At 72.8% G+C, this 14,914-nt stretch carries 13 protein-coding genes and 2 pseudogenes; 9 read left to right on the top strand and 6 right to left on the bottom strand.

Going from position 1 to position 14,914, the window contains the following annotated elements; translation table 11 throughout:
* Position 1: 1 nt before the first annotated feature.
* Complete coding sequence (locus WMF22_RS17940; RefSeq protein WP_438036494.1) at positions 2-1,105, bottom strand: AI-2E family transporter; 1,104 nt, start codon at positions 1,103-1,105, stop codon at positions 2-4.
* A gap of 419 nt (positions 1,106-1,524) precedes the next feature.
* Here WMF22_RS17940 and WMF22_RS17935 point away from each other — a divergent pair, with 419 nt between their 5' ends.
* Complete coding sequence (locus tag WMF22_RS17935) at positions 1,525-2,394, top strand: hypothetical protein (protein ID WP_438036493.1); 870 nt, start codon at positions 1,525-1,527, stop codon at positions 2,392-2,394.
* Positions 2,395-2,592: 198 nt separating this feature from the next.
* On the top strand, positions 2,593-3,027 hold the full coding sequence (locus WMF22_RS17930) for a DUF6184 family natural product biosynthesis lipoprotein (RefSeq protein ID WP_438036492.1): 435 nt from the start codon (positions 2,593-2,595) through the stop codon (positions 3,025-3,027).
* 33 nt (positions 3,028-3,060) lie between these two features.
* Here the strand turns inward: WMF22_RS17930 and WMF22_RS17925 are convergent, their stop codons facing one another.
* The 4 genes and pseudogenes from WMF22_RS17925 to gspC form a co-directional block, all read right to left on the bottom strand.
* Positions 3,061-3,321 (bottom strand): hypothetical protein, encoded by a 261-nt coding sequence (locus WMF22_RS17925; RefSeq protein WP_438036491.1) that lies wholly within the window; start codon positions 3,319-3,321, stop codon positions 3,061-3,063.
* Between the two features lie 16 nt (positions 3,322-3,337).
* Positions 3,338-3,406: pseudogene (locus tag WMF22_RS17920) on the bottom strand (hypothetical protein); the annotation flags it as partial.
* 25 nt (positions 3,407-3,431) lie between these two features.
* Positions 3,432-3,794, bottom strand: coding sequence for a hypothetical protein (locus WMF22_RS17915; protein WP_438036490.1), 363 nt, complete (start codon positions 3,792-3,794; stop codon positions 3,432-3,434).
* On the bottom strand, positions 3,791-4,732 hold the full coding sequence (gspC, locus tag WMF22_RS17910) for a type II secretion system protein GspC (RefSeq protein ID WP_437300270.1): 942 nt from the start codon (positions 4,730-4,732) through the stop codon (positions 3,791-3,793). The genes WMF22_RS17915 and gspC overlap by 4 nt, the downstream gene beginning before the upstream one ends.
* Before the next feature lie 336 nt (positions 4,733-5,068).
* Here gspC and WMF22_RS17905 point away from each other — a divergent pair, with 336 nt between their 5' ends.
* The 3 genes from WMF22_RS17905 to WMF22_RS17895 all read left to right on the top strand — a co-directional run bounded on the left by WMF22_RS17905 (position 5,069) and on the right by WMF22_RS17895 (position 8,618).
* Positions 5,069-6,577: a sensor histidine kinase gene (locus WMF22_RS17905; RefSeq protein ID WP_438036489.1), complete on the top strand. Its 1,509-nt coding sequence runs from the start codon at positions 5,069-5,071 to the stop codon at positions 6,575-6,577.
* A complete protein-coding gene (locus WMF22_RS17900; protein ID WP_438036488.1) occupies positions 6,574-7,947 on the top strand; it encodes a sigma-54-dependent transcriptional regulator in 1,374 nt (457 codons plus the stop codon). The genes WMF22_RS17905 and WMF22_RS17900 overlap by 4 nt, the downstream gene beginning before the upstream one ends.
* A gap of 212 nt (positions 7,948-8,159) precedes the next feature.
* A complete protein-coding gene (locus WMF22_RS17895; RefSeq protein ID WP_437300267.1) occupies positions 8,160-8,618 on the top strand; it encodes a hypothetical protein in 459 nt (152 codons plus the stop codon).
* A 19-nt stretch (positions 8,619-8,637) separates the two neighbouring features.
* Here WMF22_RS17895 and WMF22_RS17890 read toward each other — a convergent pair whose 3' ends face one another.
* Positions 8,638-9,921, bottom strand: coding sequence for a hypothetical protein (locus WMF22_RS17890; RefSeq protein ID WP_438036487.1), 1,284 nt, complete (start codon positions 9,919-9,921; stop codon positions 8,638-8,640).
* 249 nt (positions 9,922-10,170) lie between these two features.
* Here WMF22_RS17890 and WMF22_RS17885 point away from each other — a divergent pair, with 249 nt between their 5' ends.
* The 4 genes and pseudogenes from WMF22_RS17885 (at position 10,171) to WMF22_RS17870 (ending at position 14,885) form a co-directional block, all read left to right on the top strand.
* Positions 10,171-10,893 (top strand): hypothetical protein, encoded by a 723-nt coding sequence (locus tag WMF22_RS17885; protein WP_438036486.1) that lies wholly within the window; start codon positions 10,171-10,173, stop codon positions 10,891-10,893.
* A 12-nt stretch (positions 10,894-10,905) separates the two neighbouring features.
* Positions 10,906-11,763: pseudogene (locus tag WMF22_RS17880) on the top strand (CotH kinase family protein); the annotation flags it as partial.
* A 74-nt stretch (positions 11,764-11,837) separates the two neighbouring features.
* Entirely contained in the window at positions 11,838-12,860 is a 1,023-nt protein-coding gene (locus tag WMF22_RS17875; RefSeq protein ID WP_437300264.1) for a calcium/sodium antiporter, read from the top strand.
* A 78-nt stretch (positions 12,861-12,938) separates the two neighbouring features.
* Positions 12,939-14,885, top strand: a complete 1,947-nt coding sequence (locus WMF22_RS17870; RefSeq protein ID WP_437300263.1) for a TrkH family potassium uptake protein — start codon at positions 12,939-12,941, stop codon at positions 14,883-14,885.
* The last annotated feature ends 29 nt before the right edge of the window (positions 14,886-14,914 follow it).

Genomic DNA, 14,914 nt, shown 5'->3' with positions numbered 1-14,914 from the left:
CCTACCGCTGCTCAGGGAGCCCCGGAACCGGCGCATCCTCCCCCTGGCTCACCGTGGTGTCGCCCAGCACGCCCTCGACGTAGACCCGCTTCGCGAGCACGACGAGGACGACCAGGATCGGCGTGGCGAGGACGACGCCGAGGCCGCCGGTCAGCGTGCCCATCAGCACCTGCGTCACCAGGATGAGCCCCGGCGGCAGCGACACCGTGCTCCGCTGGATGAGCGGTGTGATCAGGTAGCTCTCGACGACCTGGATGCCCAGGTAGAGCGCGATCACGTAGCCTGCCAGGGCCGGGCCTTGCAGCAGGCCGAGCAGCGCGGCGGGGACGGCCGAGAGCACCGGTCCGACGTAAGGAACGAACGTCAGCACCGCCGCCAGGATCGCGAGCGTCAGCGCCAGGTGGATGCCGAGGAGCGCGAGGCCGATCCACGTCATGACGCCCACGATGGCCATGGAGAGCAGCCTCCCGAGCAGCCATCGGCGGAGGAGGTGCCCCATGTCATCGAGCACCGTCGACGCCTGGGCCCGCCGCGCGACGGGGACGAGGCGGAGCAGGCCCTTGCGATACGCCGCGGGCTCGGCCGCGAGGAAGAGGCCCAGGAACAGGACGACCACCGCGCCCGCAAGGGCGCCGAGCGTGGTCGAGAGCAGGCGTGTGGCGCCGAGGAGGGCCTGCCGCGCGTGCGGGAGGACCTGCACGTCCGAGAGGCGCTCGGCGAGCTCACGGCCCCAGGCGTACCGCCCGGCGTGCTCGGCCGCGCGGCGCGCCGCCTGGGGCAAGCGCTGCGCGAGCTCGTCCACCTGCGCGGCGAGCGACGGTGCGATGAGCCAGGCGCCCGCCGTGACGGCGGCGGCGAGCGCGGCGACGGTGACGGCCAGCGCCCAGCCGCTCGAGAGAGGGGAATGGCGGCTCAGCCAGTCCCCGATGCCGCGCAGAACGATGGCCAGGAGGAGCGCCGCGAAGACGAGGAAGACCACCTCGAACACGGCCCCGAGCACCCAGAGGAGCAGCCCGATCACCGCCACGGTCGCGACCGCGGCGATGGCGCTCGATCGCGCCTGCCCGCGCCCGTCGGCGTCCGAAGCCGGTCTCCGCTCCACCATATCGGCTCCGCGGGCGCGCCGCTGCGCCTCTGCACACGCCTATTCCGCCGGCGGGGTCGCACGTCAAGCCACCGAGGGCGCGCTCGTGCCAGCCTGACGTGCGGCGGGCGTGCGGCGGGCGTGCGCCCGGGCTCTCGAGTCCAGCTCACGAGTGCGCATGACGGTGACGGCGCTCGGCCGTGCCCGGCGCCGCTCCGGGAGCACCGTCGCTTGCAGGCGTGCCCGTCGCTGGACGGGCGCGGCGTTCCCTTGCGGGCACCGAGGCGTCTGCGGCAGCGCGTGTCGAGCCTGTGGCGGCGCTGCCGGCCCGGCGTCTCGCGCCGGCCGATCCCTGCCGGCGAAGCGCTCCGCGGTGTCCCTGGCGTGCGATGGCCGAGCTCGGCGTCGGCAGAGGCACGCCAATCGCAAGATGTCGGGGCATGTTGCGAAGAACCAGCACGCGGATGCTCTGGTCGGGGACGGTTCTGATCGTGGCCGTCGCCGGCTGTCGAACCGATGAGCCGCGCGGAGAGGCCCTCGGGGAGAACCTGCAGAAGGAACCTCCGGCGCAACAGCAGCAGCGCGGCGCGCAGGAGCCTCCGGAGAGCGCAGCGCGGCAGGCTCCTCCGGCCGACGTCGAGGTTGGCGGCGTGCTGTCTTGCCGCCCCGAGGCCGAGATCGAGGCCACCATGACCCGCCTCATCGCGCTGGCGGACTCGAACGAGGACCGGGCGCTCTCGAAGGACGAAGCGCTCGGCCTGACGAACGTCGTGGTCGGCGGCTTCTTCTTTCGCGCCGACGAGAACGGCGACGCGGTGGTGACGCCCGAGGAGGGCCGGAAGGTGCGAGCGGAGTTCATGGACCAGAACCCCGCGGCCGCCGCGCTCTTCCAGGAGGCGCGCAAGACGACCGGCAAGAGCCCCTTCGCGACGCTGGCCCGGCTGTTCGACGTCGACTACGGCAAGCCGCTCCCCATCGCCGAGGCGCGCGACGCGGCCCGCGGCGCGGTCGAGGACCTGTACCGCGCGGCCGATCAGGACCGCGACGGGGTCCTCTCGCGCGCCGAGGCCAGCGGCGTGGCGTGGGAGGGCGCGCGGGCGCTGGGCCGGTCGGCGTTCGAGGCAGCCGACGGCGACCGGAACGGGCGCCTGACGTCGCAGGAGTTCCAGGCAGCCCTCCAGGGGCCGGCCAAGGTGGCCTTCGCCATGGCCGACACCAACAACGACGGACAGCTCGCAGAGGACGAAGCGGCCAGGGCGATGGGGCAACTCGTGCAGCGGCTCGGCGTCCAGCCGCCCGCGGCGCAGTAGCAGGTGACGCGCTCGCCACGGCCGGCGTGCCCTGCTGGCGCCCGCCTGGATCGCGATCGCGCGGCCTGATGACGCCGTCCAATCCGGGATGTCGCCATCGAGGTGGATGTGCTCCGGCCGAGAGGCACCACCATCGCGCGATCGCGGCGCGCTGGACAGCGCCCGATCTGCGCGATCGGGCTGGTTGGGGAGGAAGAGATGATGCGAACGAACCATGGGACATCGGTAGCGGGCCTGGTCCTCGCGGCGGCGGCGACCCTGCTCGCGACGGCATGTGATCGAGAAGAAAGGGCGCTCGGGACGACGCGCCCCCCGGAGGGCGTCCAGGCCCAGGCGCGGACGGCGGTCGCGAGCGCGGTCGATAGCATCGTCGCGGCGCGGTGCGACCGCGAGGCGCGGTGCAACAACGTCGGCCAAGGCCGCGAGTATGCGAGCAAGGACGCCTGCGCCACCAGGATCCGTGCCGAGTGGCGCGACGAGCTCAACTTCGCCGAGTGCCCGGGCGGCATCGATTCCAAGGAGCTGAACGAGTGCTTGCAGGAGATCCGCAACGACGACTGCAACAATCCGTTCGATACCCTCGGCCGGATCGTCGCCTGCCGCTCGAGTGATCTCTGCCGAGCCACTCCCTAGCCACGCTCTCTCGATGGGCGCGGGCAGGACCTGTCACCGAGCGCGGCGCGACCGGGGGGCGGCGCGCCCCGCCGCGTCGTCGGGCCCGAGGCGACGACGCATCGCCGCGGCGACCCGCTCGCGTGCCCAGCGGTGCGCGGGATCGGCCTGGAAGCGCTCATGCCACAGCAGCGCGAAGGGGAGCGGCGGCAGGGCGAGCGGCGCCTCGCGGACGACCAGGCCCAGGACCCCGGCCACCGCGTGCACGAGGGGCATCGGCGCGTTCATCAGGAGATCCGAGCTGGCGACGATCATCAGGCCGGTGGCTCATCGACGACTGCGTGATGCCCAGGCGCTGGGCGGCCCGGGCCATGTGGCGCTCCTGCAGGAGGACGTGCAGCGCGTGCAGATGGCTGGGAGCTTGCCTACCGCGCTCGCGTGGTGAAGCGGGACGTGATGGAGTCCGGGATATCCTGGATCGACAGGACAGGAGTCGGCTTGTCCGGGTTGTCGAGGGCCCTGTCCACGTAGTGCCCGAGGTACTCGGTTGTAACGAACGCCGTGATCGCGTTCGTCACCGCGCCGGCCAGGGGGATCAGCCCCAGGGTCATGGTGAGCACGAGCCGAAGGGCGCCGCCGCCCCAGATGATCTGGTGGACCTGGGACCACGCCGCCTTCGAGAGGGACGCGCCTCGCTCCTTCGCGAGCGACGCCGTGAGCAGGTACTCGGAGATCTCCTGTTCATCTTCATCGATGGCACGCCGCGCAGCGCGTGAGCCGCGCCTCACTGGATCCGGAGATCGATCGTCATGTCCTTTCCCCCCCGCTGGAGGGAAATCGCGAGGTTGTTCGCCGAGCGCAGCCGGGCGTAGGCTTGAAGCGCGCTCTGCGGATCGGTCATGTCGAAGCCGTTGATCGAGCGGATCGTGTCCCCCTTGCGCAGGCCGACCGCGGTCAGCAGCGAGTCGGGCGCGACGCGGGCGAGGCGGACGCCGACCACGCGCTCCCCCTCCCGCGCAGGCACGATCCGCGCGGAGCGCATGAGCTCCCCCTGCTTCTCCAGGACCAGATCGATCGCCGTCCGGTCGACCACGAACTCGCGGTCGCTCACCTTCCGGATCTTCGACGCGATCTCCCGCGGGAGCGCGCCGCGCTTCGGCCGCGGCGCCGCGGGCGGTGGCGCGGGCGTCGCGCGCGGCGCGCCCCGGTTGTCGCCGATGCGGACCTGACACCGCGCCCCCGGCTCGGCGAGCCAGACACGATCCCAGCCGATCGCGACGACCGAGCGGCCCTCGACCGCGTCGCCCTCCCGGCGCAGGAGCGGCTCCCCTCGCCCGGCCGCGATCGTGGCGAAGGACCAGGAGGGATCCTCCGAGGCGGCGATCAAGAGGACGCGCGCGCCCTCGCAGATCGGATCCAGCAGAGGATCGGCGCCCACGGCGGACGCCTCGTCCTCCTCCTGGCTGGCGGGCTTCGGCGTGAGGGGCCCTGTCACCGAGTCGAACGGGTTCCGCGCCACGATGGCTGCCGCGCTGGTCGTGTGATCGCCGTCGTCCAGGAGGGGCCGCGGCTGTGACCGCGGTTGCGGCCGCGCCGGCGGCAGCCCGGACAGCCACGCTTCTTCCACCAGGTACGAGATCCCGGACGCCTGCTGGTACGCGGCGACTAGGATCATCCCGCCGACGAACGCCGGGAAACATCGCTTGATGAGGGAATCCGGGATCACGTCGTTTTCCAGAGCGAGAGCCCCGCGCGCCGGTGCGCAGGCGGCGAGCGGCCGTGGATGGATCGCAGGAGCCGTTCCGGGCGCCCTGCGCGGAGAGGCCCTCGGGCGAGGGCAGCCTGGCCGCGGTAGAGCAGCATCCGTGCCCGCGTGGCTTGGGAGTTGCTGATTGCCGGCGCATGAAGAAAAAGACGGCTTTCGCGCCGCTCCGCCGCCTCCTCGCCGCCGTCGGCGGCCCTGCAGCCGCGGGCCGCGCGCCGGAGCCGCGCAGCACGCCGGGCTCCACCTGCGAGGCCCCATGAGGTGCGACATCGTGTCGCATCTGGGACAATGGATCGCATGGCCGTGCACAGCCTAGGGGAACGGAGCGCGATGGGGCTGACGCTCCAGCTTTGGCTCATGCTGCTCGTGCCGATCGTCCTCGCCGTTGCGCTCTACGGGGCGGCGATCCACACGACGCGGCACCAGTTCCTCCGCAACCAGGCGTCGGCCGAGCTGCGCCACCACGCGAGCCTGGTCGAGGCGGCGATCGGCGGGGCCGTCGAGCGCGGCCAGGTCGCGCTGCTCAAGCAGCGCATCGAGCGGCTCGCGCAGGCCGATCGCATCCTCGGGATCGCGGCGTTCGACGAGCGCGGGGGCCCGATCCTCGTGACGGATCCCATCGCCGGCGAGTCGGCCGAGCTCGCGGCGCTGGCGCGGCGGGCGCTCGCGACGGGCGCGGAGATCGAGGAGGAGCGGACGCTCGGCGGAGGGCCGGCGCTCGTCCGCACGGTCACGTTCTCGCAGCGGGGTCTGTCGGTCGTCGCCGTCGTCGTCCGGGAGCTCCGCTACCTGGACGCCTTCGCGCGGAGCTCGAACCGGGGCCTGGCGCTCGCCGGGGCCGCGCTGCTCGCCGCCGTCGCGTTGATCGCCGCGTTCGCGAGCCGGGCGACGGTCGGGCGCCCGGCCGGCGCGATCGTGGCGGGCGTCGAGCGGGTGGCGCGGGGGGAGCTCGAGGTGACGGTGCCCGAGGCGGGCGCCGAGGAGCTCCGGCGGCTCGCGCGGGCGTTCAACGCGATGACGGCCTCGCTCACCGAGGCGCGCGCCCGCCTGGAGCAGGAGCAGGCCGCCCGCGCCGCCGCCGAGCGGAAGCTGCAGCAGGCGCACGCGCTGTCGGCCGTCGGGCAGGTGGTCGCCTCGATCGGCCACGAGATCGGCTCCCCGCTCAGCGTCATCCTGGCGCGCGCCCGCCGCCTCGCCGACCAGCCCGGGTGGCCCGAGCCGGCCCGCGGCGAGCTGGAGACGATCGCGACGCAATCCGAGCGCATCTCCCGCGTGGTGGCGCGGCTGCTCTCGGTCGCCCGGCCGCCGAGGCTCCTCGGCCGCGGGAGCGACGTGGCCCAGGTCGCGCGCGAGGTGCTCGCGTTCCTCGGGCCGGAGTGCCGGCAGCGCGGGGTCGCGACCCGGATCGAGCACGACGGGGCGCCGCTGCACGCGGTGCTCGACGCGGACCACCTGTTCCAGGTGGCGTTCAACCTGTGCCTGAACGCGGCGCAGGCGCAACCTCGCGGGGGCGAGATCACGGTGCGGCTCCAGACCGTCGACGCCCGCAAGGCGGCCATCGAGGTCGAGGACCGCGGGCCCGGGATCCCTCCCGAGGTCGCCGAGCACATCTTCGAGGCGTTCTTCACGTCGAAGGGCGATCGCGGCGGCACCGGCCTCGGCCTGGCGATCGTCGAGGGGATCGTGCGCGAGGCGGGCGGCTCGGTCGAGCTCGTCCCGACGGACCACGGCGGCGCTTGCTTCCGCGTCACCCTGCCGCGCGGCGCGTCCGCGCCGCTGCCCGCGCGCGCGGAGGCTCGATCGTGAGCGCCCGCGCGAAGGTGCTCATCGTCGACGATGAGCTCGAGATGGTGAAGCTCGTGGCCGACATCGCCCGCGACATGGGCCACGAGCCGGCGACGCTGACCGCGCCGCTGCTCGCGCTCCCGCTGCTCGAAGAGCGGGAGTTCGACCTCGTCGTGACCGACGTGCGCATGCCCGAGATGGACGGGATCGAGCTCATCGAGCGGATCGCGCGCTTCGACCCCCGGACGGCGATCATCGCCATGACCGCGTTCGGCTCGATCGACACCGCGGTCCGCGCCATGCGCGCCGGCGCGTTCGACTACCTGCCGAAGCCGTTCCAGCCCGCGGACATGGCGCTCCGCATGGAGCGGGCGCTCGGGCAGCGGGCGATGACGGTCGAGCTGACCGAGCTCCGCTCGGAGGTCGCGCAGCGGTTCTCGATCGCGGGCATGATCGGGCGCAGCCGGGCGATCGAGGAGGTGATCGCGCTCGTGCGGCGCGTGGCCGACAGCCGCGCGACGGTCCTCGTGAGCGGCCCGAGCGGGAGCGGCAAGGAGCTCGTGGCGCGCGCGCTCCACGGCGAGAGCCGGCGTCGCGGGAGGAAGTTCGTGGCGGTCAACTGCGCGGCGATCCCGGAGTCGCTCATCGAGGCGGAGCTCTTCGGGGTGCGCAAGGGCGCCTACACGGACGCGCGCAGCGACCGGCCCGGGATGTTCCAAGAGGCCGACGGCGGGACGTTGTTCCTCGACGAGGTGGGCGAGCTCGCGCTCCCGCTCCAGGCGAAGCTCCTGCGGGTGCTCCAGGAGCGGGAGGTCCGCCCGGTCGGCTCGGCGTCGTCGGAGCCCGTCGACGTGCGCGTCATCGCGGCGACGAACCGCGATCTGCGCGCGGCGGTCGCCGAGCGCAGCTTCCGCGAGGACCTCTTCTACCGGCTCGCGGTGATCGAGATCGCGATCCCGTCGCTCAGGCACCGCACGGACGACATCCTGCCGCTCGCCGAGCACTTCCTGGCCCGCGCGGCCGCGAACGCGGGCAAGCCGATCGCCGGGTTCTCGGGCGCGGCGGTGAAGCGCCTGCTCGCGTACGACTGGCCCGGCAACGTCCGCGAGCTGGAGAACGCGATCGAGCGGGCGGCGGCGCTCTGCGACGGCGCGCGGATCTCCCCGGACGACCTCCCCGAGGGCGTGCGCGCGCGGCGGGGCGCGCCGGATTTCCTCGATGCCGCCGCGGATCGGCTGATGACGCTCGACGAGCTCCAGCGCGAGTACGCGCAGCTCGTCCTGCGGCGCGTGGGCGGCAAGAAGCAGCGGGCGGCGGCCCTGCTCGGCGTCGATCGGCGGACGCTCCAGCGCTGGTTCGGCGGGGGGAGCGACGGCGAGCAGGAGCCCTGAGGGTCGCGTCCACTCCCCGCTGGCGGCGCTCGATCGGGCCATCGAGCGCTTCGCGCGCGGCGACAAGACCGCGCGCGCCGGCCAGGGCCCGCGGAGCTGCGCTCGATCGCGGGCGTGTTCTCGGGCCCCCGGGGCCGAGCGCGCTGGCCAGACCGGCACGCCCGGCCCAAATTATTTTGATCTCAAACAATGAGCAGGCTAGAAATTCTGTCATGAGCCTGTCCTTCTCCGGGCCGAAGGGGTGGATCGAGCAGCGCTGGATCGTGTATGCGCTGATGCGCGACAGCATCCAGCACCACCTCGAGGACGGGCGGCCGAGCGCGGAGTTCGCGACCGTCCACGGCGCCGCCGCGGCGCTCGGCGGGCAGCGCGTGAAGCTCCCTGCGCGAAGGCTCCACGACGAGCTCAGGCGCGCGCGCGCCGAGCTCGCGGGCCGATCGATCGACGACCTGGCGATCAGCGGCCGGACGCGCGCGGTCCTCAGCCTGCGCTGGCCGCCGCCGGAGGAGATCGAGACGATGCTCGTCACGGACTGGGGGGACTCGGTTCCGCTGCTCGGCGCGCCATGCGGCGACAGCCTCGACGACGTCTTCGGCCACCTGCTCGACGGCCTCTTGCGCATCACGGAGGGGGCGTCCGAGTCGGATCACGTCGAGATCATGGACCTGTAAGCGCCAGTCTCACCGGAGATCACTCCTTCGATAAATAAGCGATCATGAAGCACATCTCCTGATTCGTCCCCTCCCCCCAGGGCACGTCCTGCGGCGGGAGGGAGAACTGCCCCTCGCTGTCCACCGTGTTGTCCCACGTGCACTCGGTGACGAAGCGATCGCCCGACCCCCAGCGCATCGGCTCATCGAACATGTAGAGCGCCTGGTGGTGGAACTCGAACTCGCCGCGCGCGGCGCACTCGCTCTCTCCGCCGTCGCGCTCGATCCAGGCCCTGTAGGAGCGGCCGAGCACGTGCATGTGCGGCATGACGCCGTACACGAGCAGCGGCGGGCCCTCGTTCGGCGCGGAGCTCCGCTCGGTGTGCGCCTCGGCGCCCGCGGGGATCGTGAAGGGGACCGGGCCGAACACATCCATGTAGACCTCGGCGCGAGGCGCCTCGCGCGAGAGCTCCAGGCGGTAGCCGGACCGATCGCGCGCAGCCGAGTTTCTGCGCCCGAAATAGTGCATCTGCATCACGAGCTGCTCTCCGGGCTCGACGCGGACCCCGGCGCCCTCCGGCAGCCGCGTCACCCCGACGCCGGGCGCCCAGCTGTGGAGCAGCTGCCAGTCGAGCTCGATGACCGGATCGCGGCACGGGAACGCGCGCGTCCCCGGCGCGACGCCATAACCGATGCCCGCGTCGCCGCCGAGATCCCGGTACACGGCCATGTGGTGCACAACGGCCGGATTGCCGACCTCCGCCTCGAACGCCGTGATCCAGGCCGGCTCGGAGAAGGGGTTGTCGATGATCGTGCAGAAGTACTCGTTGCCGTCGTCGTCGAGGGAGACCTCGTGCTCCTCGGGCATCTCGAGCGTGGCGTCGGGCGACTCGATCGTGTCCGCCCGGCTCCGCGGCGGCGGCGAGTCGACCGGATCGCCGAGCGGAGCGCCGTCGCGCGCCCATGCGTCGAAGAGGAGGCGCTCCTCTCGACTGAGGCTCATCCGCTCCGCGCCTTCGTAGCTGCGGCAGCTCGGGTCCAGCACCGGCGGCGGCATGTCCCCCGCGCTCACCCGCAGCGACATGAGCGCGGCCAGCCGCTGCGCCGTCGCCGCGTCCGTCAGCGCCACCCCGCCGACGCCCGCGCCGTCGTGGCAGGAGGCGCACGAGCGCTCCACGAGCGGCTGGATGTCCCGGAACCACGTCACCTCCGGCCCCGGCGACGCGGGCGCCTCCCCGTCGCCACCACACCCCATCGTCCCCACCGCCCCGAGCACGAACACAACCGCGCTCCGTGCCCTGCGCACAGCTTCGCCCCTGGTCATCCCACGCCTCCTGTCGTCCCGGCCGGCTCAGGCGCCGCATCTCCGCGAGCGCTCCTGTCAATCGACCGTTTCAAACGATTGTTTAATAGCCAGTCGGCGGTGTGTCAAGGGCCGAGCTCGACGAGGACGGCGGCGGTCCTCGAGCGGCCGCGACGTGAGAACGGAGAGGCGCGTGTCGGCGCGCGTGCGGATGCCAGCGCACATCCAGCACGGGGGCCGAGCCGCGCGCGCTCGGCTAGGATCGCCAGCATGCGCAACCCCCGCCTTCTCCTGCCGCTGGCGACGGCCCTGGTCCTGGGATCCTTGCAAGGTGCCGGCTGCTCCGGCGAGTCGCCCGCTGACGCGGGCGCGACCGCCGGCGCGACCGCTGGCGGGTCGTCCGGCCCCGAGGGGTCGCGCTGCGAGCCGTCGGGCGGCGGACCCCACTGGCTCCTCGAGGGCGAGACCGTGACGTTCCCCGTGACGTGCGCGACCGGCCTCGCGCTCCCCGACGGCGCGATCGAGGTCGGCCCGCTCCCCGACGGCGCCAGCTACGACCCTGTCGCGCGCGAGGTGACGTTCTCACCCGGGCTCGACCAGGCCGCGGTCTACGAGATCGAGATCCGCGTCGCGCAGACGTCCGAGGTCGGGCGCGTCAAGATCGGCGTCGCCGACGCCTTTGCCGATCCGTCGAACGTGCCTGTCGTCGATCCGGCCCGCTATCCCGAGGAGTACGGCTTGCCGGTGCTCTTCCTCTCGCCGACCCCCGAGGCGAAGGAGTACGCGCCGGCCACGGTGGTCTACCGCGGCCACACGTACATGGCCGAGGCGGAGCTCCGCGGCGAGAGCTCGCTCGGGTATCCGAAGAACAGCTTCACCCTCAAGTTCCCAAAGGAAGACAAGTTCAACGAGCCCGACGAGGCAGGCGGGTTCACCGATCGCCGCAAGGTCGTGCTCGTCTCGACGTTCGACGACAACTCCTATGTCCGGTAACGCCTTGCGTACGACCTCTGGAACCGCCTCGATCCGGAGCACATCCAGATCAAGACGTACAGCGCCGTTGTGTACCTCGACGGGCAGTACGCGGGGCTCTACACCGTCGCCGATCACGTCGACGGCTACCTGATGGAGGACCACGGGTACTCGCAGGACGGCAACCTCTACAAGGCGGTCAGCCACGCCGCGAACTTCGCGCTGACCACGCGCAACGGCGAGCCGAAGGAGACGCTGCACGACGGCTTCGAGAAGAAAGAGGGGGCGCCGGACGAGGGCGAGCCGGACGCGTTCGCGGACCTGGAGGACCTCGTGAGCTTCGTCGCCACGTCCGATGAGGCCGCGTTCGCCGCCGAGATCGGGTCACGGATCGATCTGCGCGATTACGAGGACTGGTGGATCTTCGTCACGTTCATCATGGCCGACGACTCGGCCGGAAAGAACAGCTACCACTACCGCGATCCGGTCGCAGGCGGCGTGTTCCGCTACGCGCCGTGGGACTTCAACGCGAGCTTCGGCCAGACGTGGGAGACGGAGCGCCAGCCGGCCTCCGATCGCGTCGAGTACCTCCAGGTGAACCTCCTCTTCCAGCGCCTCCTGGAGGAGCCCTCGATCGGCGATCCGCTGCGCGCCCGCTACGGAGAGGTCCTGCGCGGCGCGCTCGGCGACGCCGAGATCCAGGCCATCGTGGACGGCTACGTGGCGCGCATCGACGCGAGCGCGCGCCGGGACGAGGCGAAGTGGGGCGAGGCGTACCGGAGCTACGAGGGCTGGAGCTGGCGCGGCGACTTCACGACGTACGAGGAGGAGATCGCGTACCTGAAGGCGTGGATCTCGGAGCGGTGGCGGCACCAGGATGCGATCTACTGACCAGGCGGGACAAGCTACTGACCAGGCGGGACAAGCTGCTGGGCCGCGACGGCGCCGGATGATAATGCGTCCCCGTGCTCCTCCACGCCACGCAGCTCCTCCTGGGCGGGCTCTTCCTCTATCTCGGCGCCGAGTGGCTGGTCAAAGGCTCGTCTGGCCTGGCGCTGGCGTTCGGGCTGCGGCCGCTCGTCGTCGGGCTCACCGTGGTCGCTTATGGCACCTCGGCCCCGGAGCTGACCGTGAGCCTCGCGGCCGTGCTCGAGGACCGGGGCGCCATCGCGCTCGGCAACGCGGTCGGCTCGAACGTCGCCAACCTCGGCCTCATCCTGGGGTTGACCGCGCTCGTCTGCCCGCCCCGCGTGGAGGGCGGCCTGATCTGGCGCGAGATCCCGGTGCTCGTGGGCACGGCGGCCTTGGTGCCGCTCCTGCTCGTCGACGGCATGCTAAGCCGCATCGAGGGAGCGCTCCTGTGCGCGGCGTCGGTCGGGTACACGGCGTGGGTCGTCCAGAGCGCCCGCAGGGGCGCGCCGGGAGGCGCCGCGGCCAGGGCGCGCACGTCGCCACCGTCCCCGGACGAGCGGAGCGCGTTCGCGGCCGCCCGCGAGATGGAGATCGACGCCGAGCGGGCCGGCGCCCCCGCGGGCCGCGGCAAGCGGCGCCTCGCGCTGATCACGGCGGTGGGCCTCGGCCTCCTGATCTTCGGCGGCAAGGTGTTCGTGAGCGGCGCCGTGGGCGTGGCGCTCGGCGTGGGCATGAGCGAGCGGCTGGTCGGGCTGACCATCGTCGCGGTGGGCACCTCGCTCCCGGAGCTGGCGACCAGCATGATCGCGGCCGCGCGCGGGCACTCGGACATCGCCGTCGGCAACGTGGTCGGCTCGAACATCTTCAACGTGCTGATCATCCTCGGCGCCGCCGCCCTGGCGCGGCCGCTCGCGGGCTCTCCCGCCGGCATGGCCGTCGATCTCGCCGCCCTCGGCGGGGTGACGGTGTTCGCGGCGATCGCGATGCGGACCGAGCGCGTCCTCCGCCGCGCGGAGGGCGCCGCGCTGCTGGCGATGTACGCGACCTTTCTCGCCGCGCTGATCCTCGCCGCCTGATCGGCGCGCCCGCCCGGCGCCGGACCGCTCGCCGCGCGGCCGGAGCGGACGTTGACATCCTCCAGCGCGGCGGCGTGAATGCTGCGCGTGGATCCATCACCTCCCCCCTCGTCCTGGCCGCGCGCGCCGCGCGCCGACCTGCCCGGCAATCACGGCGACCGCGCGGAGCCCTCACTGACGGTCGCCTCGCTGGTCGCGCAGTCCGTTCCGCCGCCCTCCGCGGCCGACAGCGCGGCCGCGGTCGCGCCCCGGCCGCGCGCCGCGTGGATGCGGCCGGCGCCGCTCCTGGTCGGCAGCGCTGTCCTCCTGGGGATCGACCTGGCGTTCGCGATCACCCCGCGCGCCTCGATGGCGCTCACCGCGCTGGAGACGCTGCTCGTTCCCGCGTGGGTCGCGGCCGTGGTCTCGCTGGAGCGCCTGCGGAGGGCGCTCGCGGGCGCGAGGATCGAGGCCAGGCGGCCTCGGCTCGCGCTGTTCCTGCTCGCGTTCGGCCTGCTGCTCGTGTGCATCGGCGAGAAGTGGCTCCTCGTCTGGCAGCCGGCCGACGACCCGGAGAACCGCGGCGTCGCGCTCTACCGCGCGTACACCGTGCTCGCGTTCCTCCTGGCCATCGGCGGGCTGCTCGGGCGCCGGCCGCTCGAGCGGCTCCTCGCCACCGCCGCGGAGCACCCGGCGCGGCTCATGGCCGTGTCGTTCGGGGTCGCCACGCTGATCGGCAGCTTCCTGCTCACCCTGCCGCAGTCGCTCCGGGACATCGCCGACGCCTCGTTCATCGACGGCCTGTTCATGTCCGCGAGCGCTGTGTGCGTGACCGGGCTCGCCGTGCACAACGTCGCCGAGACGTACACGCCGTTCGGCCAGGCGGTCCTGCTCCTCCTGATCCAGATCGGCGGGCTCGGGATCATGGTGCTCTCGACGTTCTTCGCCATCCTCGCCGGCAGGAGGCTCAGGCTCCGCGACGCGGCCGTGATGGCCGAGATGATCGACGCCGAGTCCTTTGCCCGCCTCCGCCGCAACATCGCCGCGATCGTCCTGTTCACGCTCGGCATCGAGGCGGCGGGCGCGCTCGCCCTGCTGCTCAGCTTCCTGCCCCACCACGAAATCGCCTCCGGGCCCGTCGCCGGGGAGCCCCTCTCCGGCGCCGGCGATCACCTCTGGGCGGCCGTCTTCCATGCGGTCAGCGCGTTCTGTAACGCGGGCTTCTCGCTGTTCAGCGGGGGGCTCGTCCCGCTGGTCGGCTCGCCCGCGGTCTGCGGCGTGGTCATGGCGCTCGTGATCCTGGGGGGCCTCGGCTTCCCGGTGCACGACGAGCTCATGCGCCGGCTCAGGCTCCGGCTCCGCGGCGAGCGGCCGCCGCGGCTGTCGCTGCACAGCCGGGTCGTCCTGCTCACGACCGCGGTGCTGCTCGTCGCCGGGGCCGCGGGTTTCCTGCTGCTCGATCGGCGCCGATCGATGGGGGACCTGTCGTGGCCCGTGACGGTGCTGGCGAGCTTCTTCCAGTCGGCCATGACGCGGACGGCGGGCTTCAACACGATCGATCTGGGCCTCATGGGCCCGGCGACGTGGATGCTCACCTGCATGCTGATGTTTGTCGGCGGCGCGCCGGGCTCGACCGCGGGCGGGGTCAAGGTCACGACCGTCGCCGCGCTGTTCGCGACGCTGCGCGCCGAGCTGCGCGGAGAGGAGGCGCCGCGTCTCCTCGGTCGGACCCTCCCGGCGGCCACGGCGCGCCGCGCCCTGGGGGTCGCGTTCCTCAGCGTGGTGCTCGTCTCGGGGTTCTTGCTGATCATGCTCGCCCTGGAGCCGCACGACCCGATGGGCCTCGCGCTGGAGACGGTCAGCGCGTTCGCCACGGTCGGGCTGTCGGCGAACCTCACGCCGTCGCTGAGCGCGCCGGGGAAGGTCGTCATCACGCTGGCGATGTTCATCGGCCGCATCGGGCCGCTGACGCTGGCGCTGGCGCTCGCCAACCAGGCGAGGACGCGGAGCTACCGGCTGCCGGAGGAGCGCGTCGGCATCGGGTGAGCGCGGCGCTGGTCGCCTCCGCCTCGGCC

This window comes from Sorangium sp. So ce204 (assembly GCF_051526795.1).
GTDB lineage: Bacteria > Myxococcota_A > Polyangia > Polyangiales > Polyangiaceae > Sorangium > Sorangium cellulosum_B.
Note: the sequence above shows the minus strand (reverse complement) of the source record. Positions and strands in the feature narration are given on the sequence as shown.

Coding starts and splice junctions, on each gene's coding strand:
- WMF22_RS17940 (WP_438036494.1), bottom strand. CDS start 1,105: ATGGTGGAGCGGAGACCGGCTTCGGACGCCGACGGGCGCGGGCAGGCG.
- WMF22_RS17890 (WP_438036487.1), bottom strand. CDS start 9,921: ATGACCAGGGGCGAAGCTGTGCGCAGGGCACGGAGCGCGGTTGTGTTC.
- WMF22_RS17925 (WP_438036491.1), bottom strand. CDS start 3,321: ATGATCGTCGCCAGCTCGGATCTCCTGATGAACGCGCCGATGCCCCTC.
- WMF22_RS17870 (WP_437300263.1), top strand. CDS start 12,939: ATGCTGCGCGTGGATCCATCACCTCCCCCCTCGTCCTGGCCGCGCGCG.
- WMF22_RS17895 (WP_437300267.1), top strand. CDS start 8,160: ATGAGCCTGTCCTTCTCCGGGCCGAAGGGGTGGATCGAGCAGCGCTGG.
- WMF22_RS17935 (WP_438036493.1), top strand. CDS start 1,525: ATGTTGCGAAGAACCAGCACGCGGATGCTCTGGTCGGGGACGGTTCTG.
- WMF22_RS17905 (WP_438036489.1), top strand. CDS start 5,069: ATGGCCGTGCACAGCCTAGGGGAACGGAGCGCGATGGGGCTGACGCTC.
- WMF22_RS17885 (WP_438036486.1), top strand. CDS start 10,171: ATGCGCAACCCCCGCCTTCTCCTGCCGCTGGCGACGGCCCTGGTCCTG.
- WMF22_RS17930 (WP_438036492.1), top strand. CDS start 2,593: ATGATGCGAACGAACCATGGGACATCGGTAGCGGGCCTGGTCCTCGCG.